The following is a 19,542-nucleotide window of genomic DNA, read 5'->3' as shown; positions in this document are numbered from 1 at the left end:
CTGGACATCTATATGATTCTAATTGTAGCATTCGCCTACCGGTCCTGTGAGTTAAAAGGGAACCCAGTGGAAATCTGGGGCTGACGCGCAGCGGTAAGGAAGGTGAGAAATGAGCGCACTCGGTGCAGACACTGCGGCTAGCCGTGGGAAGTCATTATTTCTTGAAACAGCCTCCAAGCCCGAAGACCTGCCGGAATACGTCGCACTGGGTTTTATCGTCGCGAGCAACTGATAAAACCTGCGGCATCCTTTTTCTGTTTCGGATGCTTTTACAATGATTAAAAAAGCTTCGCTGATGACGGCTTTATCCGTCACGGCATTTTCCGGCTGGGCGCAGGATAGCAATTCAGATACGTTAGTGGTGACAGCAAACCGTTTTCAACAGCCGGTCAATACCGTGCTGGCGCCGACCGACATTGTGACGCGCGATGATATCGACCGCTGGCAGTCCAAAGATTTAAACGATGTCATGCGTCGTCTTCCTGGGGTCGATATTGCCCGCAACGGCGGCATGGGGCAGAGCGCTTCGCTGTATGTTCGGGGGACGGAGGCTCGTCACGTGCTGGTGCTGATCGACGGTGTGCCGATGGCGCGTCCGGGGATCTCCAATGGCGTAGATATCAGTCAGATCCCTATCTCGCTGGTCCAGCGGGTGGAATACATCCGTGGCCCGCGCTCCGCAGTCTACGGTTCCGGAGCGATCGGTGGGGTGGTGAACATTATCACCATGACCGATTCAGACCGTTCACAGGTTAACGTCGGAATGGGGAGTAACGGTTATCAGACTTATGACGGCGCCATTAATAAACGTTTTGGCGATACCGTAGTGACTGCAGCTGGTGCTTATCAGACCACAAAAGGTTTTAACGTCCAGCCGAATTCGCCGTACAGCGGCGACAGCGATCGTGATGGCTATCGTAACAAGCTTTTCCTGGGCGGTGTGCAACATAAGTTTGACGATAACTTCTCTGGTTTCTTCCGGGGCTATGGTTACACAGCCAATACTGACTACGATCAGGGCTCGTATGGCTATGTTGGCGGCAATGATGAAAGACAGAATTACACGCAGTCCTGGGACACGGGTCTGCGTTACAGCTCCGGTATCTATTCCTCCCAGCTGATTGCTAACTATCAGCGCATCAAAGATTACAACTACAGCAGCGACGCTGGCCGCTATGCCGCGGGCGCCACCCTGGATGATATGGAACAGCGCTATATCCAGTGGGGTAATAACATTGAGGTTGGGCACGGGGCGATTAGTGGCGGCGTCGACTGGAAGCAAGAAAAGCTCACCTCCAGTAGCACAACATTGTCTGATGCCTACAAACGCGATACCACCGGTCTTTACCTGACCGGGCAGCAGCAGATTGACAGTGTGACCCTGGAAGCATCCGGACGTGAGGATCATGACGAGCAGTTCGGATGGCACGGTACTTGGCAGACTGCGGCAGGCTGGGAGTTTATTGATGGCTACCGGGCTACGCTCTCTTACGGTACCGGATTCCTGGCGCCGTCACTGGGTCAGCAATATGGCGCGACGCGTTTTGCTTCGTTTTATGGGCCTGGCATTGCTTCCAACCCAAACCTGAAGCCGGAAGAATCTAAACAGTGGGAAGCCGGAATTGACGGGCTAACGGGGCCGCTGGATTGGCGAATCTCAGCATATCATTATGAGATTCAAAACCTGATCGACTATAAAAACAATCAATATATCAACGTGAAGTCAGCCACGATTAAAGGTCTGGAGTGGACGGGGAACGTGACGACTGGCCCGGTGGAGCATCATCTGACGTTGCAGTATGTCGATCCGCGTGATGATGATACTGGCAAGGTACTCTATCGCCGCGCGAAGCAACAAGTGAAGTATGAACTGACCGGACAGATCTACGATCTTGACTGGAACGTGATGTATCAGTACCTCGGCAAGCGTTACGATGATGACTACGACAATGGGCGCGATGTCAAAATGGGCGGTCTGAGCCTCTGGGATGTCGGTTTATCGTATCCCGTCACCTCACACCTGACAGTTCGTGGTAAAATAGCCAATCTGTTCGATAAAGATTACGAGACAGTTTATGGCTACCAATCTGCAGGACGGGAATACACCTTGTCTGGCAGCTACACCTTCTGATCCACGTCCCACCGTGCTGGTGTTTGATTCCGGCGTCGGTGGGTTGTCGGTTTATAATGAGATTCGGCAGCTGCTGCCGAATCTGCATTACATCTATGCTTTTGATAACGTCGCTTTCCCGTACGGTGAGAAGAGCGAGGAGTTTATCGTTGAGCGCGTTGTGGAAATCGTGACTGCCGTTCAGCAACGCTATCCACTGGCGCTGGCGGTCATCGCCTGTAACACCGCCAGTACCGTCTCACTGCCTGCCCTGCGTGAAAAGTTCGCTTTCCCCGTCGTTGGCGTGGTGCCGGCGATCAAGCCCGCCGCCCGCTTAACGGCGAACGGTATTGTTGGCCTGCTGGCGACCCGCGGTACTGTTAAGCGTCCTTATACCCGTGAGCTGATTGACCGCTTTGCCAATGAATGTCGGATTGAGATGCTGGGGTCGGCGGAGCTGGTGGAGCTGGCGGAAGCGAAGCTGCATGGCGAGCCTGTGCCGTTAGAAGAGCTGCGCCGTATCCTGCGCCCGTGGCTGCGGATGCAGGAGCCGCCGGATACGGTGGTGCTGGGCTGCACCCACTTTCCTCTTTTACAGGAGGAGCTGCAGCGCGTTCTGCCGGAGGGCACGCGGCTTATCGATTCTGGCGCGGCGATTGCCCGCCGCACCGCCTGGCTGTTAGAGCATGAAGCGCCGGACGCGAAGTCCAGTGACGAGAATAAAGCATTCTGCATGGCGCTGACGGCAGAAACAGAACAACTTTTACCCGTTCTGCATCGCTATGGTTTCCCAACGCTGGAAAAATTACCGCTTTAAGGGCGTTTTGCACAAAAAAGAGACGGTTGAATAATTTTTTGAAAACAGGGCTTGTCAACGTCTCAGAACTCCCTATAATGCGCCTCCACTGACACGGAACAACGGCAAGCAAGCCGCCGGGTCAGCAGGGTTTCGGCGATGAAGTTCAACGCTGAAAACCGACAGAGAAAAGCAAAATAAGCGCTTGACTCTGCATGAGGAAAACGTATTATACGGGACCTCGCAACGGTGAGCTGAAAGCCGCGTTGCAACTGCTCTTTAACAATTTATCAGACAATCTGTGTGGGCACTCAAAGTGACATGGATTCTTAACGTCCTCGGACGAAAAATGAATACCAAGTCTCTGAGTGAACATGCGTAATTCATTACGAAGTTTAATTCACGAGCATCAAACTTAAATTGAAGAGTTTGATCATGGCTCAGATTGAACGCTGGCGGCAGGCCTAACACATGCAAGTCGAGCGGTAGCACAGAGAGCTTGCTCTCGGGTGACGAGCGGCGGACGGGTGAGTAATGTCTGGGAAACTGCCTGATGGAGGGGGATAACTACTGGAAACGGTAGCTAATACCGCATAACGTCGCAAGACCAAAGTGGGGGACCTTCGGGCCTCATGCCATCAGATGTGCCCAGATGGGATTAGCTAGTAGGTGGGGTAACGGCTCACCTAGGCGACGATCCCTAGCTGGTCTGAGAGGATGACCAGCCACACTGGAACTGAGACACGGTCCAGACTCCTACGGGAGGCAGCAGTGGGGAATATTGCACAATGGGCGCAAGCCTGATGCAGCCATGCCGCGTGTGTGAAGAAGGCCTTCGGGTTGTAAAGCACTTTCAGCGGGGAGGAAGGCGGTGAGGTTAATAACCTCATCGATTGACGTTACCCGCAGAAGAAGCACCGGCTAACTCCGTGCCAGCAGCCGCGGTAATACGGAGGGTGCAAGCGTTAATCGGAATTACTGGGCGTAAAGCGCACGCAGGCGGTCTGTCAAGTCGGATGTGAAATCCCCGGGCTCAACCTGGGAACTGCATTCGAAACTGGCAGGCTAGAGTCTTGTAGAGGGGGGTAGAATTCCAGGTGTAGCGGTGAAATGCGTAGAGATCTGGAGGAATACCGGTGGCGAAGGCGGCCCCCTGGACAAAGACTGACGCTCAGGTGCGAAAGCGTGGGGAGCAAACAGGATTAGATACCCTGGTAGTCCACGCTGTAAACGATGTCGATTTGGAGGTTGTGCCCTTGAGGCGTGGCTTCCGGAGCTAACGCGTTAAATCGACCGCCTGGGGAGTACGGCCGCAAGGTTAAAACTCAAATGAATTGACGGGGGCCCGCACAAGCGGTGGAGCATGTGGTTTAATTCGATGCAACGCGAAGAACCTTACCTGGTCTTGACATCCACAGAACTTTCCAGAGATGGATTGGTGCCTTCGGGAACTGTGAGACAGGTGCTGCATGGCTGTCGTCAGCTCGTGTTGTGAAATGTTGGGTTAAGTCCCGCAACGAGCGCAACCCTTATCCTTTGTTGCCAGCGGTTAGGCCGGGAACTCAAAGGAGACTGCCAGTGATAAACTGGAGGAAGGTGGGGATGACGTCAAGTCATCATGGCCCTTACGACCAGGGCTACACACGTGCTACAATGGCATATACAAAGAGAAGCGACCTCGCGAGAGCAAGCGGACCTCATAAAGTATGTCGTAGTCCGGATTGGAGTCTGCAACTCGACTCCATGAAGTCGGAATCGCTAGTAATCGTAGATCAGAATGCTACGGTGAATACGTTCCCGGGCCTTGTACACACCGCCCGTCACACCATGGGAGTGGGTTGCAAAAGAAGTAGGTAGCTTAACCTTCGGGAGGGCGCTTACCACTTTGTGATTCATGACTGGGGTGAAGTCGTAACAAGGTAACCGTAGGGGAACCTGCGGTTGGATCACCTCCTTACCTTAAAGAACCTGCCTTTGTAGTGCTCACACAGATTGTCTGATGAAAAACAGCAGTAAAAACCTCTACAGGCTTGTAGCTCAGGTGGTTAGAGCGCACCCCTGATAAGGGTGAGGTCGGTGGTTCAAGTCCACTCAGGCCTACCAAATTTGCGAAGCAAATTTGAAGAGGTTGCAAACGATGGGGCTATAGCTCAGCTGGGAGAGCGCCTGCTTTGCACGCAGGAGGTCTGCGGTTCGATCCCGCATAGCTCCACCATCTTTACTGCAAACACAAGAAAACTTCAGAGTGAACCTGAAAAGGTGCACTGCGAAGTTTTGCTCTTTAAAAATCTGGATCAAGCTGAAAATTGAAACGACACACTGTTTAAGTGTGTTCGAGTCTCTCAAATTTTCGCGACACGATGGTGTTTTACGAAACATCTTCGGGTTGTGAGGTTAAGCGACTAAGCGTACACGGTGGATGCCCTGGCAGTCAGAGGCGATGAAGGACGTGCTAATCTGCGAAAAGCGTCGGTAAGGTGATATGAACCGTTACAGCCGGCGATGTCCGAATGGGGAAACCCAGTGCAATTCGTTGCACTATCGTTAACTGAATACATAGGTTAACGAGGCGAACCGGGGGAACTGAAACATCTAAGTACCCCGAGGAAAAGAAATCAACCGAGATTCCCCCAGTAGCGGCGAGCGAACGGGGAGCAGCCCAGAGTCTGAATCAGCTTGTGTGTTAGTGGAACGGTCTGGAAAGTCCGACGGTACAGGGTGATAGTCCCGTACACCAAAATGCACAGGTTGTGAACTCGAAGAGTAGGGCGGGACACGTGGTATCCTGTCTGAATATGGGGGGACCATCCTCCAAGGCTAAATACTCCTGACTGACCGATAGTGAACCAGTACCGTGAGGGAAAGGCGAAAAGAACCCCGGCGAGGGGAGTGAAAAAGAACCTGAAACCGTGTACGTACAAGCAGTGGGAGCACCTTCGGGTGTGACTGCGTACCTTTTGTATAATGGGTCAGCGACTTATATTCTGTAGCAAGGTTAACCGTATAGGGGAGCCGCAGGGAAACCGAGTCTTAACTGGGCGTTAAGTTGCAGGGTATAGACCCGAAACCCGGTGATCTAGCCATGGGCAGGTTGAAGGTTGGGTAACACTAACTGGAGGACCGAACCGACTAATGTTGAAAAATTAGCGGATGACTTGTGGCTGGGGGTGAAAGGCCAATCAAACCGGGAGATAGCTGGTTCTCCCCGAAAGCTATTTAGGTAGCGCCTCGTGAACTCATCTTCGGGGGTAGAGCACTGTTTCGGCTAGGGGGTCATCCCGACTTACCAACCCGATGCAAACTACGAATACCGAAGAATGTTATCACGGGAGACACACGGCGGGTGCTAACGTCCGTCGTGAAGAGGGAAACAACCCAGACCGCCAGCTAAGGTCCCAAAGTCATGGTTAAGTGGGAAACGATGTGGGAAGGCACAGACAGCCAGGATGTTGGCTTAGAAGCAGCCATCATTTAAAGAAAGCGTAATAGCTCACTGGTCGAGTCGGCCTGCGCGGAAGATGTAACGGGGCTAAACCATGCACCGAAGCTGCGGCAGCGACACTATGTGTTGTTGGGTAGGGGAGCGTTCTGTAAGCCTGCGAAGGTGGCCTGTGAGGGTTGCTGGAGGTATCAGAAGTGCGAATGCTGACATAAGTAACGATAAAGCGGGTGAAAAGCCCGCTCGCCGGAAGACCAAGGGTTCCTGTCCAACGTTAATCGGGGCAGGGTGAGTCGACCCCTAAGGCGAGGCCGAAAGGCGTAGTCGATGGGAAACAGGTTAATATTCCTGTACTTGGTGTTACTGCGAAGGGGGGACGGAGAAGGCTATGTTAGCCGGGCGACGGTTGTCCCGGTTTAAGCATGTAGGCGGAGGTTCCAGGTAAATCCGGTACCTTTTAACGCTGAGGTGTGATGACGAGGCACTACGGTGCTGAAGTAACAAATGCCCTGCTTCCAGGAAAAGCCTCTAAGCATCAGGTAACATTAAATCGTACCCCAAACCGACACAGGTGGTCAGGTAGAGAATACCAAGGCGCTTGAGAGAACTCGGGTGAAGGAACTAGGCAAAATGGTGCCGTAACTTCGGGAGAAGGCACGCTGGTGTGTAGGTGAAGTCCCTGCGGACGGAGCTGAGACCAGTCGAAGATACCAGCTGGCTGCAACTGTTTATTAAAAACACAGCACTGTGCAAACACGAAAGTGGACGTATACGGTGTGACGCCTGCCCGGTGCCGGAAGGTTAATTGATGGGGTTATCCGTAAGGAGAAGCTCTTGATCGAAGCCCCGGTAAACGGCGGCCGTAACTATAACGGTCCTAAGGTAGCGAAATTCCTTGTCGGGTAAGTTCCGACCTGCACGAATGGCGTAATGATGGCCAGGCTGTCTCCACCCGAGACTCAGTGAAATTGAACTCGCTGTGAAGATGCAGTGTACCCGCGGCAAGACGGAAAGACCCCGTGAACCTTTACTATAGCTTGACACTGAACATTGAGCCTTGATGTGTAGGATAGGTGGGAGGCTTTGAAGCGTGGACGCCAGTCTGCGTGGAGCCAACCTTGAAATACCACCCTTTAATGTTTGATGTTCTAACGTAGGCCCCTGACCGGGGTTGCGGACAGTGTCTGGTGGGTAGTTTGACTGGGGCGGTCTCCTCCCAAAGAGTAACGGAGGAGCACGAAGGTTAGCTAATCCTGGTCGGACATCAGGAGGTTAGTGCAATGGCATAAGCTAGCTTGACTGCGAGCGTGACGGCGCGAGCAGGTGCGAAAGCAGGTCATAGTGATCCGGTGGTTCTGAATGGAAGGGCCATCGCTCAACGGATAAAAGGTACTCCGGGGATAACAGGCTGATACCGCCCAAGAGTTCATATCGACGGCGGTGTTTGGCACCTCGATGTCGGCTCATCACATCCTGGGGCTGAAGTAGGTCCCAAGGGTATGGCTGTTCGCCATTTAAAGTGGTACGCGAGCTGGGTTTAGAACGTCGTGAGACAGTTCGGTCCCTATCTGCCGTGGGCGCTGGAGAATTGAGGGGGGCTGCTCCTAGTACGAGAGGACCGGAGTGGACGCATCACTGGTGTTCGGGTTGTCATGCCAATGGCACTGCCCGGTAGCTAAATGCGGAAGAGATAAGTGCTGAAAGCATCTAAGCACGAAACTTGCCCCGAGATGAGTTCTCCCTGAGACTTTAAGTCTCCTGAAGGAACGTTGAAGACGACGACGTTGATAGGCCGGGTGTGTAAGCGCAGCGATGCGTTGAGCTAACCGGTACTAATGAACCGTGAGGCTTAACCTTACAACGCCGAAGATGTTTTGGCGATTTGAGAGAAGATTTTCAGCGTGATACAGATTAATCGATGCGTCCGCAGGACGTGTTGAAAACAGAATTTGCCTGGCGGCGATAGCGCGGTGGTCCCACCTGACCCCATGCCGAACTCAGAAGTGAAACGCCGTAGCGCCGATGGTAGTGTGGGGTCTCCCCATGTGAGAGTAGGGAACTGCCAGGCATCAAATTGCAGTAAGCCGGGGTGACAACCGGTGGTAATAAAGCGAAGAAATTCGGTGGAGCGGTAGTTCAGTCGGTTAGAATACCTGCCTGTCACGCAGGGGGTCGCGGGTTCGAGTCCCGTCCGTTCCGCCACTTATTAAAATTAAGCCTGCTATATTAGCGGGCTTAATAGCGAGAAAGATTTAGGGGCGTAGCTCAGTTGGTAGAGCACCGGTCTCCAAAACCGGGTGTCGCGAGTTCGAGTCTCTCCGCCCCTGCCATATATAATCCTTTGCTTAGGCAAAGGATTTTTTTTGCTTGTAATTTTTCCATTCCTCTCTCTTCCTTGCTTTCTGATCACTCCATCCATGGAGCCAGATCTTTATTCCAGTATGCTGCTTTTCAGGATCTCGCGAATATGCGCTTGTTTATCGCTATTTTGTAGCCAAATGGCATACAGAGGACGTGAGAGCGCTACGCTATCGGTCACCGTATGCAGACCACTTTTCTGCTGCGCCCAACTGACGGGTAACCAGGTACAGCCATTCAAGGTACTGAGTTGCTGATAAGCCAGTTCTGCGGAGCTCGTCGTTAACAGTGGCACATCATCGCTACCAATCAGCCCCACTTCGTTTTGCTGGAAATCCGGCCCCCATTCCAGACGCAGGTAGTTCAAATCATTCTTATTTTTCCCTGGGGCGGCACAATAGAGCGCCAGGGTGAAATTACCCAGCAACTGGCAGCTTAATTCATCCATCTTCGGTGATTCAGTTGTGATCAGGAGATCGAGCTGGCGTTCATGCAACTGTTTAACTAATGACTGACGTTGGGCGATCCGCGCCTCGAATTGCAGGTTATAGGGATCTTTGTAGAGAGTCCCCAGCCAGCCGTTCAGTAGACATTCCCACAGCGACGCGCTGGCCCCGATGGAGAATTCGTTATGTCGCGAAGAGTGAGCGACCTCCTTGCGCGCGGCCTGCCAGGTGTTCATCAACGTTTCGGCGTAGGGCAGTAGCTTTTCTCCGGCGGTCGTCAGACGAATGTTATTACGATGGCGGGTGAACAGGTTCACGCCAAGTTGATTCTCCAGCTGACGAATACGAAAGCTGACCGCTGACTGCGTCAGGTAAAGTGCCTCTGCTGCCCGCCCAAAGTGACGAGTTCTGCTCACTTCCAGGAAAGTCTTGAGCAATTCCGTATCCACACCGTTCTCCACAAAATTATTTGTCGTCATGATTTAAATGTTTTGTTTGACGCTCTGTCAAGCGTAACTAATACTCCGCGCCATAAATAGCTCGGCCAAAGAATCAGGAGCGTGTAGGATGGCGGAAAGCTTTACGACGACTAATCGTTTTTTCGACAATAAAAATTATCCACGCGGGTTCTCCCGTCATGGTGATTTCACCATCAAAGAGGCGCAACTGCTGGAACGTCATGGTTATGCCTTTAACGAACTGGAACTGGGTAAACGCGAACCTGTTACCGATGATGAAAAACAATTTGTCTCGGTGTGCCGTGGTGAACGTGAGCCGGTAACGGAAGCAGAACGCGTATGGATTAAGTATATGGCACGCATTAAGCGGCCGAAGCGTTTCCATACTCTTTCCGGCGGCAAACCGCAGATGGAAGGCGCTGACGATTACACCGAAAGCGATGACTAAGAAAAAAGGGCGTAAGCCCTTTTTTTACGCCATCATTTTCTGCAGATGGTTTAGCATCCGGTCTATTGCCCGATAGCTGAGCGCCTCCTGCAAATGGCGGCGTTCAATCTCTTCAGCTTCTGCCAGATCGGCAATGGTTCTTGCCACCTTTAACAGACGCTGCCAGGCCCGTATAGAAAGCCCCAGCTGCGTTAACGTCTGTTCCAGCCAAAGCGCATCCTCCTGGCGCAAGTGACAGCAGCTCTTCATTTCACGATTCTCAAGATGCGCATTCAGCTTATTTTGCCTGAGCATTTGACGTTCACGTGCCGCCAGCACACGCTGACGGACCGTCGCACTCGATTCTTCGCCCTGCGTGCCCTGGCTCAGTATCCCCGGCGGCGGGAGCGGGATCTCTAAAGAAAGATCGAAGCGGTCGAGAAAAGGGCCGGACAGGCGCCCAAGGTAGCGCAATGTCTGCTCAGGCGACGCGCGATTATGTTTGCCCTGATAATGCCCGGTAGGGCTTGGGTTCATTGCCGCGATAAGCTGAAAACGCGCCGGATAGTCAATCTTGGCGCGCGATCGTGATATGTGGATCTTGCCTGACTCAATGGGTTCACGCAGCGCGTCCAGCACCCGTCGTTCAAACTCTGGCAGTTCATCAAGAAACAGCACGCCATTATGGGCCAGTGAAATCTCGCCGGGGACAGGTATTGAGCCTCCGCCTACCATCGCTGCCAGCGAGGCGCTATGGTGAGGGGCGCGAAACGGCCTCTGACGCCACCGGGTCTTCGCAGTCTGGAGGTTGACCAGACTTTGAATGGCCGTGCTCTCCAGCGCTTCCTGGTTGCTTAATGGCGGCAAAAGGCCGGGGAGCCGGCAGGCAAGCATCGTTTTGCCGGTACCGGGCGGGCCAATCAGGAGCAGGTTGTGGCCACCGCCCGCCACAATCTCCAGCGCTCTCTTGCCTTGTTGTTGGCCGATAACATCACGTAGATCTTCGCAGCGTTCATCAACGGCGGGCACGTCGGCGAGAGGCGGCGAAAGCGATGCTTGCCCTGCGAGAAACGCGCACACCTGTTGCAGATGGTCGGCGACCAGGCAATCGCTGCCGCCGATCAGTCCCACCTCAGCCGCATTGTCAGAGGAGACGACAATGCGCCGGCCGGCTTTGATGGCTTCCATTGCGCTGGGGATCGCCCCTGGAACGCCGCGTAAGCCGCCTGTAAGGGCGAGTTCGCCCACAAACTCATATTGATTCAATCGGGTAGTGTTGAGCTGCTCTGAGGCGACGAGAAGCGCGAGAGCGATGGGAAGGTCATATCGCCCGCCCTCTTTGGGCAGATCCGCGGGTGCCAGGTTAATGGTTATTTTCTTCGCAGGGAAAGCGTAGCCGCTGTTGATCAAGGCGCTGCGTACCCGGTCGCGGGCCTCTTTCACGGTGGTCTCCGGTAGCCCGACCATGGTCAAGCCAGGCAGACCGCTGCTGAGATGAACCTCGATAGTAATCAATGGCGCTTCGATACCGAGCGCCGCGCGTGTGTAAACGATGGCGAGCGACATAAAACCTCCTGGACAGAGAAGGATTATGACGAGCCTGCCGTGAAACGGCAGCGGCAATAACACGAAGTTAGAAGCATAAATCCATTATTTTCACGCCATCTCGTTACATTTAGCCGAAAATGGAAGCGTGATCGAAAAACGTGGTGCATCCAAAACAGAGATGGGCGCTGAGCGTACAGCGTGAAAGAAAACTGAATTTTTTTCATTTCTGATTTTCTTCATATAAAACAATTATTTTTCCTGAAACTGTTAGGCTGCTCAGAAACCAGGATATAAAAAAATCTTGTGTTTTATGTGATGTCTGTGGTACCTCTTTAGGTATTCCTTCGAAAAAGAAGCCAGAAAGTACAGAAAATGACAGCCCTTCTACGAGTGATTAGCCTGGTCGTGATTAGCGTGGTGGTGATTATTATCCCACCGTGCGGGGCTGCACTTGGACGAGGAAAGGCTTAAGAATCAAGCCTTAACGAACTAAGACCCCCGCACCGAAAGGTCCGGGGGTTTTTTTATAACTGAAATAACCTAAGCGAGGAGCAGATGATGACTTTTAGCATAAAATTCTGTTTCTCCCGATTTATGACGGGGAACTAACTATGAATGGCGCGCAGTGGGTGGTACATGCTTTGCGGACACAGGGAGTCGACACAGTTTTTGGCTATCCGGGTGGCGCAATTATGCCGGTTTACGATGCACTGTATGACGGCGGCGTGGAGCACCTGCTGTGTCGGCATGAGCAAGGGGCAGCCATGGCGGCTATTGGTTATGCGCGAGCAACCGGGAAAACCGGGGTGTGCATAGCGACGTCCGGCCCGGGCGCGACCAACCTGATCACTGGCCTGGCGGACGCCCTGCTTGATTCCATTCCCATTGTCGCTATCACCGGCCAGGTGGCCGCTCCCTTCATCGGCACGGATGCGTTCCAGGAAGTAGACGTTCTTGGTTTGTCACTGGCCTGTACTAAGCACAGTTTCCTCGTGCAGTCTCTGGATGAGCTGCCGCGGGTTATCGCTGAAGCTTTCCAGGTGGCAAACTCAGGCCGTCCGGGCCCGGTGCTGGTTGATATCCCTAAGGATATTCAGATGGCCCAGGGCGAGCTTGATCCTCATTTCTCTACCGTCGACGATGAGATGGCGTTCCCGCAGGCGGAGGTTGCTCAGGCTCTGCAGATGCTGGCTCAGTCACAGAAGCCGATGCTGTATGTTGGCGGCGGGGTAGGTATGGCGCAGGCGGTACCGGCTTTGCGTGAATTCCTGGCGGTAACCCGAATGCCGGTAACCTGCACGCTGAAAGGGCTGGGCGTGGTGGCCGCAGATTATCCGTATTATCTCGGTATGCTGGGCATGCACGGCACTAAGGCGGCCAACCTGGCGGTACAGGAGTGCGATCTGCTGATCGCTGTCGGCGCGCGCTTTGACGATCGTGTGACCGGTAAGCTCAATACCTTCGCTCCGCATGCCAAAGTGATCCACATGGACATCGATCCGGCGGAGCTGAACAAGCTGCGTCAGGCGCACATCGGTCTGACCGGCGATCTGAACCGCTTGCTGCCGGCGCTGCAGCAGCCGTTAGCTATCGATGCCTGGCGCGAGCATAATGCCGCACTGCGCACCGAGCACGCCTGGCGTTACGATCATCCCGGCGAGGCGATCTACGCGCCGCTGCTGCTGAAGCAGCTTTCCGACCGTAAGCCGGCGGATAGCGTCGTGACAACCGACGTTGGCCAGCACCAGATGTGGTCGGCTCAACATATGACCTATACCCGCCCGGAAAACTTTATCACCTCCAGCGGCTTAGGCACGATGGGCTTTGGCCTGCCAGCCGCCGTTGGTGCCCAGGTGGCGCGCCCGGACGATACGGTGATCTGTATCTCCGGTGACGGTTCCTTCATGATGAACGTGCAGGAGCTGGGCACCGTCAAGCGCAAACAATTACCGTTAAAGATCGTGTTACTCGACAACCAGCGGTTAGGGATGGTTCGACAATGGCAGCAGCTGTTTTTCCAGGAACGTTATAGCGAAACCACTCTGACTGATAACCCTGATTTCCTCACGCTGGCCAGCGCCTTCGGTATTCCTGGCCAACACATCACCCGTAAAGACCAGGTTGAAGCGGCACTCGACACCATGCTTTCGAGCCAGGGGCCATACCTGCTTCATGTCTCAATCGACGAACTTGAGAATGTCTGGCCGTTGGTGCCGCCCGGCGCCAGTAATGCAGAAATGCTGGAGAAATTATCATGAAGCAACATCAGGTCGCTTTGCAGGCGCGTTTCAATCCGGAAACCTTAGAGCGCGTGCTGCGCGTGGTCCGCCACCGTGGTTTTCAAATCTGCGCAATGAATATGGAAACCGCGTCGGATGCGCAAAATATAAATATCGAATTGACCGTTGCCAGCCCGCGGCCCGTCGAATTACTGTTTAGTCAATTAAGTAAACTGGTCGACGTCGCCTGCGTCGAGATCCAGCAACCCACATCACAACAAATCCGCGCCTGAGCGCAGAGGAATAAAAAAAATGACGACGAAGAAAGCTGATTACATTTGGTTCAATGGCGAGATGACCCCATGGGGCGAGGCGAAAGTGCACGTCATGTCCCATGCGTTGCACTACGGGACTTCGGTATTCGAAGGCATCCGCTGCTACGACTCGCACAAGGGCCCGGTGGTGTTCCGTCATCGCGAACATATGCAGCGTCTGCATGACTCAGCCAAAATTTATCGTTTCCCGGTCTCGCAGAGCGTTGATGAGCTGATGGAAGCCTGCCGCGAAGTTATCCGTACCAATAAACTGACCAGCGCTTATATTCGTCCGCTGGTGTTTGTTGGCGATGTTGGCATGGGCGTTAACCCGCCGGACGGTTACAAAACCGACGTTATCATCGCGGCGTTCCCGTGGGGCGCCTACCTCGGTGCAGAAGCGCTGGAGCAGGGGATCGATGCGATGGTTTCTTCCTGGAACCGCGCGGCGCCGAACACCATTCCAACCGCGGCGAAAGCGGGCGGCAACTATCTCTCCTCTCTGCTGGTCGGCAGCGAAGCGCGTCGTCACGGTTATCAGGAAGGTATCGCGCTGGATGTTAACGGTTATATCTCCGAAGGTGCAGGCGAAAACCTGTTTGAGGTAAAAGATGGCGTGCTGTTTACTCCGCCGTTCACCTCTTCCGCGCTGCCGGGCATTACCCGCGACGCGATCATCAAACTGGCGAAAGATCTTGGCATCGAAGTGCGCGAGCAGGTGCTGTCCCGTGAATCGCTGTACCTCGCGGATGAAGTGTTCATGTCCGGCACCGCGGCAGAAATCACCCCGGTACGCAGCGTTGACGGCATCCAGGTCGGCGCAGGCCGCCGCGGGCCGGTGACCAAACGCATTCAGGAAGCCTTCTTTGGCCTCTTCACCGGTGAAACAGAAGATAAATGGGGCTGGTTGGATCCGGTAAGTAAGTAATTAAAAATGGGACGGCACGCACCGTCCCATTTAATAAACAGAGATGGGAGTAAAAAGAGCATGCCTAAGTACCGTTCCGCCACCACCACACATGGCCGCAACATGGCGGGCGCCCGCGCGTTGTGGCGCGCAACCGGAATGACCGATGCCGATTTCGGCAAACCGATTATCGCCGTCGTCAACTCCTTTACCCAGTTTGTCCCCGGGCACGTGCACCTGCGCGATCTCGGCAAACTGGTTGCCGAGCAGATTGAAGCGGCAGGCGGTGTCGCCAAAGAATTTAACACCATCGCGGTGGATGATGGGATCGCCATGGGCCACGGGGGTATGCTCTATTCACTGCCATCCCGCGAGCTGATCGCCGACTCGGTCGAGTACATGGTTAACGCCCACTGCGCCGATGCCATGGTCTGTATCTCCAACTGCGACAAAATCACTCCGGGGATGCTGATGGCCTCTCTGCGCCTGAACATTCCGGTGATCTTTGTTTCCGGTGGCCCAATGGAAGCCGGGAAGACCAAGCTGTCAGATAAAATCATCAAGCTCGACCTGGTGGATGCGATGATCCAGGGGGCGGATCCGAAAGTGTCCGACGAACAGAGTAACCAGGTGGAACGTTCCGCTTGTCCGACCTGTGGTTCCTGTTCCGGGATGTTCACCGCGAACTCCATGAACTGCCTGACCGAAGCGCTGGGCCTGTCACAGCCGGGTAACGGCTCGCTGCTGGCGACCCACGCCGATCGTAAGGAGCTGTTCCTGAACGCCGGTAAACGTATCGTGGAGCTGACCAAACGCTACTACGAGCAGGATGACGCTTCCGCCCTGCCGCGCAATATCGCCAGCAAGGCGGCATTTGAAAACGCCATGACCCTCGATATCGCGATGGGCGGTTCAACCAATACCGTACTGCACCTGCTGGCAGCGGCGCAGGAAGCCGAAATCGACTTCACCATGAGCGATATCGACAAACTGTCCCGCAAGGTCCCGCAGCTGTGTAAAGTGGCGCCGAGTACGCAGAAATACCATATGGAAGACGTGCACCGGGCTGGTGGCGTTCTGGGCATTCTGGGCGAGCTGGACCGCGCTGGTTTACTCAACCGCGATGTGAAAAACGTCCTTGGCCTGACGCTGCCGCAGACCCTGGAACAGTACGATGTGATGGTGACCCAGGACGACGCGGTGAAAAAAATGTTCCGCGCCGGCCCGGCCGGGATCCGTACCACTCAGGCATTCTCGCAGGATTGCCGCTGGGATACGCTGGATGACGATCGCGCCGAGGGATGTATCCGTTCTCTGGAACATGCCTACAGTAAAGACGGTGGCCTGGCGGTCCTGTATGGTAACTTTGCTGAAAACGGCTGTATTGTCAAAACCGCCGGTGTGGACGATAGCATCCTGAAATTTACCGGCCCGGCGAAAGTTTATGAAAGCCAGGACGAAGCGGTTGATGCCATCCTCGGCGGCAAAGTCGTGGAAGGCGACGTCGTGGTTATTCGCTATGAAGGGCCGAAAGGCGGGCCGGGGATGCAGGAAATGCTCTATCCGACCACCTTCCTGAAGTCCATGGGTCTTGGCAAAGCGTGCGCGCTGATCACCGATGGCCGTTTCTCCGGCGGCACCTCCGGGCTTTCCATCGGCCACGTATCGCCGGAAGCGGCGAGCGGCGGCAACATCGCGATCATCGAAGATGGCGACATGATTGCTATCGATATTCCGAACCGCGGTATTCAGCTGCAGCTCAGCGATGCCGAAATCGCCGCCCGTCGCGAAGCGCAGGAAGCGCGTGGCGATAAGGCGTGGACGCCGAAAGACCGCGAGCGCCAGGTCTCCTTTGCACTGCGCGCTTATGCCAGCCTCGCGACCAGCGCCGACAAGGGCGCGGTGCGCGATAAATCAAAACTGGGTGGCTAATTATGGCGGACTCACAACCCCTGTCCGGTGCCCCTGAGGGCGCCGAATACCTGAGAGCAGTGCTGCGCGCGCCAGTTTATGAAGCGGTGCAGAAAACGCCGCTGCAAAAAATGGAGAAGCTCTCTTCGCGGCTGGATAACGTTATTCTGGTCAAACGCGAAGATCGCCAGCCGGTACACAGCTTTAAGCTGCGCGGCGCCTACGCGATGATGTCCAGCCTGACGGCGGAACAGAAATCGAATGGGGTGATCACGGCGTCGGCAGGCAACCATGCGCAGGGAGTGGCTTTCTCAGCCTCCCGGCTTGGGGTTAAGGCGCTGATCGTGATGCCGGTAGCGACCGCCGATATCAAAGTCGATGCCGTTCGCGGTTTTGGTGGCGAAGTGCTGCTGCATGGCGCCAACTTTGACGAAGCGAAAGCTCGGGCGATTGAACTGGCGCAGCAGCAGGGCTTCACCTGGGTGCCGCCGTTTGATCACCCGATGGTGATCGCGGGTCAGGGAACCTTGGCGCTGGAGCTGCTGCAGCAGGATGCCCACATCGACCGTGTATTCGTCCCGGTGGGCGGCGGCGGTCTGGCGGCGGGCGTGGCGGTGCTGATCAAGCAGCTGATGCCGCAGATTAAAGTGATAGCGGTAGAAGCGGAAGACTCGGCATGTCTGAAAGCGGCGCTGGATGCCGGCCATCCGGTGGATCTGCCGCGCGTCGGTTTGTTTGCTGAAGGCGTGGCGGTGAAGCGCATCGGCGATGAAACCTTCCGTTTGTGCCAGGAGTATCTGGACGACATCATCACTGTCGACAGCGACGCTATTTGCGCGGCGATGAAAGATCTGTTCGAAGATGTGCGGGCGGTGGCGGAGCCTTCCGGCGCGCTGGCGTTGGCGGGGATGAAGAAATATGTCGCCCAGCACAATATTCGCGGCGAGCGACTGGCTCATATTCTGTCCGGGGCCAACGTTAACTTCCACGGCCTGCGCTACGTGTCTGAGCGCTGCGAGCTCGGGGAACAGCGCGAAGCGCTGCTGGCGGTGACGATCCCGGAAGAGAAGGGCAGCTTTCTGAAGTTTTGCCAGCTGCTGGGCGGGCGCTCGGTGACGGAGTTCAACTACCGCTTTGCTGATGCTAAAGACGCCTGCATTTTTGTCGGGGTACGCCTGAGTCGCGGGCTGGAGGAGCGGAAAGAGATCCTCCAGTTACTGAACGATGGCGGCTACAGCGTCGTTGACCTTTCCGATGACGAAATGGCCAAGCTCCATGTGCGCTATATGGTCGGCGGTCGGCCGTCCAAAGCGCTGCAGGAGCGGCTGTTCAGCTTCGAGTTCCCTGAATCGCCGGGGGCGCTGCTGAAGTTCCTGCACACCCTTGGCACCCACTGGAATATTTCGCTATTCCACTACCGTAGCCATGGCACCGACTATGGTCGGGTGTTAGCGGCCTTTGAGCTGGGCGAGCACGAGCCGGACTTTGAAACCCGCCTTAATGAACTGGGCTATGAGTGCCACGACGAAACCCATAACCCGGCGTTCCGCTTTTTCCTCGCGGGCTAGTGGTTAGGCAGGATTTTCCAGAAAGCATCAATAAGCGGCTCATGCAGCCGCTTTTTTTGTGCGCAAACGCCCAGCTCAAACGGGGTTTGCTCATCACTGCGCTCCAGAATCATCACCCGGTTGCGTACCGGTTCCGGGCTGTTTTCCAGTACCACCTCCGGTAGCAGCGCCACGCCGCAGCCGAGGGCGACCATCGACACCATCGCTTCGTGTCCCCCGACGGTGGCATAGATCGACGGGTTGCTGATTTTATGGCGTCGAAACCACAGCTCGATGCGCCGACGTACCGGCCCCTGGTCAGCCATGATAAACGGCACTGTCGACCAGTCCGGACGCTCGACGGTCACCTGGTTACGCACCGGGCAGGGAAGCGCCGGGGCAATTAACACCACGGCGAGGTTCTCCAGCATCGAAAACGCCACCGATCCCGGCAGGGTCTCTGGTTTACCGGCAATCGCCAGGTCGGCTTCGCCGGTGACGACCTTCTCCATGGCGTCAGCGGCATCGCCGGTCGATAATTTTATCTCAACCGAAGGATGCGCGGCGCGAAAGCGGTCGAGGATCGGCGGCAGATGGCTATAAGCGGCGGTGACAGAGCAGAAGATATGCAGCTCACCGGAGAGCGACGGTCCCTGCTGATCGATGGCGTGGCGAAGCTGCTGATACTGCAGTAAGGTCTGCTGGGCAAAGGTGCGTAACTCTTCCCCGGCTTCGGTGAGCGTCACCGTGCGATTATCACGCACGAACAGCGGCTGGCCGAGGTCCTCTTCCAGGCGTTGGATCTGCCGCGAAAGGGTCGAAGGACTGACGTGCATGGCCCGCGCGCTGCGGCCAAAATGGCGGCTTTCCGCCAGATGCAGAAAGGTTTTCAGATCGCGTAAATCCACGGCGCGTACTCCCCGATTTTGTGTTTCATAAATTGCAACGTGACGTTGTGAATATATCAATTTCCGCAATAAAATTCCTGTCATATAGTAAGTTCATTCTCGCAAAAGCGAACCGAACAATAAGCACGACAACACAACATCACGAGGTATCACC

General features: G+C 55.0%; 13 protein-coding genes, 4 tRNA genes, 3 rRNA genes and 1 riboswitch. Of the genes, 17 read left to right on the top strand and 3 right to left on the bottom strand.

Annotation, left to right across the window (positions count from 1 at the left end; genetic code table 11):
* Positions 1-22 precede the first annotated feature (22 nt).
* Positions 23-210: riboswitch (cobalamin riboswitch) on the top strand.
* A 64-nt stretch (positions 211-274) separates the two neighbouring features.
* The 9 genes from btuB (at position 275) to R0140_RS26295 (ending at position 8,675) form a co-directional block, all read left to right on the top strand.
* Positions 275-2,131, top strand: a complete 1,857-nt coding sequence (btuB, locus tag R0140_RS26335) for a TonB-dependent vitamin B12 receptor BtuB (protein WP_012543256.1) — start codon at positions 275-277, stop codon at positions 2,129-2,131.
* Positions 2,076-2,927 carry a glutamate racemase gene (gene murI, locus R0140_RS26330; RefSeq protein WP_008807849.1) on the top strand — a complete coding sequence of 284 codons (852 nt, stop codon included), beginning with the start codon at positions 2,076-2,078 and terminating at the stop codon, positions 2,925-2,927. The genes btuB and murI overlap by 56 nt, the downstream gene beginning before the upstream one ends.
* Positions 2,928-3,323: 396 nt before the next feature.
* Positions 3,324-4,863: ribosomal RNA gene (locus R0140_RS26325) — 16S ribosomal RNA — on the top strand.
* 69 nt (positions 4,864-4,932) lie between these two features.
* A tRNA-Ile gene (locus R0140_RS26320) sits at positions 4,933-5,009 on the top strand.
* Between the two features lie 36 nt (positions 5,010-5,045).
* A tRNA-Ala gene (locus R0140_RS26315) sits at positions 5,046-5,121 on the top strand.
* A gap of 177 nt (positions 5,122-5,298) precedes the next feature.
* Positions 5,299-8,202 (top strand): 23S ribosomal RNA (locus tag R0140_RS26310).
* Between the two features lie 95 nt (positions 8,203-8,297).
* Positions 8,298-8,413, top strand: a 5S ribosomal RNA gene (gene rrf / locus R0140_RS26305).
* Together the 16S, 23S and 5S rRNA genes with 4 tRNA genes alongside form the textbook arrangement of a ribosomal RNA operon.
* Positions 8,414-8,470: 57 nt before the next feature.
* A tRNA-Asp gene (locus R0140_RS26300) sits at positions 8,471-8,547 on the top strand.
* Between the two features lie 52 nt (positions 8,548-8,599).
* A tRNA-Trp gene (locus tag R0140_RS26295) sits at positions 8,600-8,675 on the top strand.
* Between the two features lie 101 nt (positions 8,676-8,776).
* Here R0140_RS26295 and hdfR read toward each other — a convergent pair.
* Positions 8,777-9,598: an HTH-type transcriptional regulator HdfR gene (gene hdfR, locus R0140_RS26290; protein WP_064180844.1), complete on the bottom strand. Its 822-nt coding sequence runs from the start codon at positions 9,596-9,598 to the stop codon at positions 8,777-8,779.
* Between the two features lie 118 nt (positions 9,599-9,716).
* On the opposite strand from hdfR, the gene R0140_RS26285 reads away from it, so the two are divergent.
* Positions 9,717-10,055 carry a MaoP family protein gene (locus tag R0140_RS26285; RefSeq protein ID WP_004886877.1) on the top strand — a complete coding sequence of 113 codons (339 nt, stop codon included), beginning with the start codon at positions 9,717-9,719 and terminating at the stop codon, positions 10,053-10,055.
* Positions 10,056-10,079: 24 nt separating this feature from the next.
* On the opposite strand, the gene R0140_RS26280 is transcribed toward R0140_RS26285, so the two are convergent.
* Positions 10,080-11,600, bottom strand: coding sequence for a YifB family Mg chelatase-like AAA ATPase (locus R0140_RS26280; protein WP_032741585.1), 1,521 nt, complete (start codon positions 11,598-11,600; stop codon positions 10,080-10,082).
* A 354-nt stretch (positions 11,601-11,954) separates the two neighbouring features.
* Here R0140_RS26280 and ilvL point away from each other — a divergent pair, with 354 nt between their 5' ends.
* From ilvL to ilvA, 7 genes are all read left to right on the top strand, one after another.
* Entirely contained in the window at positions 11,955-12,053 is a 99-nt protein-coding gene (gene ilvL, locus R0140_RS26275) for an ilv operon leader peptide (protein WP_001311244.1), read from the top strand.
* 84 nt (positions 12,054-12,137) lie between these two features.
* The gene (ilvX, locus tag R0140_RS27870) at positions 12,138-12,191 is read left to right on the top strand and encodes a peptide IlvX (protein ID WP_201281575.1); all 54 of its coding nucleotides are present in this window, start codon (positions 12,138-12,140) and stop codon (positions 12,189-12,191) included.
* A gap of 2 nt (positions 12,192-12,193) precedes the next feature.
* Positions 12,194-13,840: an acetolactate synthase 2 catalytic subunit gene (gene ilvG / locus R0140_RS26270; RefSeq protein ID WP_032741587.1), complete on the top strand. Its 1,647-nt coding sequence runs from the start codon at positions 12,194-12,196 to the stop codon at positions 13,838-13,840.
* Positions 13,837-14,094, top strand: coding sequence for an acetolactate synthase 2 small subunit (gene ilvM / locus R0140_RS26265; protein WP_008807981.1), 258 nt, complete (start codon positions 13,837-13,839; stop codon positions 14,092-14,094). The genes ilvG and ilvM overlap by 4 nt, the downstream gene beginning before the upstream one ends.
* A gap of 19 nt (positions 14,095-14,113) precedes the next feature.
* Positions 14,114-15,043 (top strand): branched-chain amino acid transaminase, encoded by a 930-nt coding sequence (locus R0140_RS26260; RefSeq protein WP_008807980.1) that lies wholly within the window; start codon positions 14,114-14,116, stop codon positions 15,041-15,043.
* Between the two features lie 60 nt (positions 15,044-15,103).
* Complete coding sequence (ilvD, locus tag R0140_RS26255) at positions 15,104-16,954, top strand: dihydroxy-acid dehydratase (RefSeq protein WP_008807979.1); 1,851 nt, start codon at positions 15,104-15,106, stop codon at positions 16,952-16,954.
* A gap of 2 nt (positions 16,955-16,956) precedes the next feature.
* Entirely contained in the window at positions 16,957-18,501 is a 1,545-nt protein-coding gene (ilvA, locus tag R0140_RS26250; protein WP_008807978.1) for a threonine ammonia-lyase, biosynthetic, read from the top strand.
* On the opposite strand, the gene ilvY is transcribed toward ilvA, so the two are convergent.
* Positions 18,498-19,388, bottom strand: coding sequence for an HTH-type transcriptional activator IlvY (ilvY, locus tag R0140_RS26245; protein WP_012543253.1), 891 nt, complete (start codon positions 19,386-19,388; stop codon positions 18,498-18,500). The genes ilvA and ilvY overlap by 4 nt on opposite strands.
* Positions 19,389-19,542: the final 154 nt, after the last annotated feature.

It is taken from the genome of Klebsiella sp. w6, assembly GCF_033100215.1.
Taxonomy (GTDB): domain Bacteria; phylum Pseudomonadota; class Gammaproteobacteria; order Enterobacterales; family Enterobacteriaceae; genus Klebsiella; species Klebsiella variicola.
Note: the sequence above shows the minus strand (reverse complement) of the source record. Positions and strands in the feature narration are given on the sequence as shown.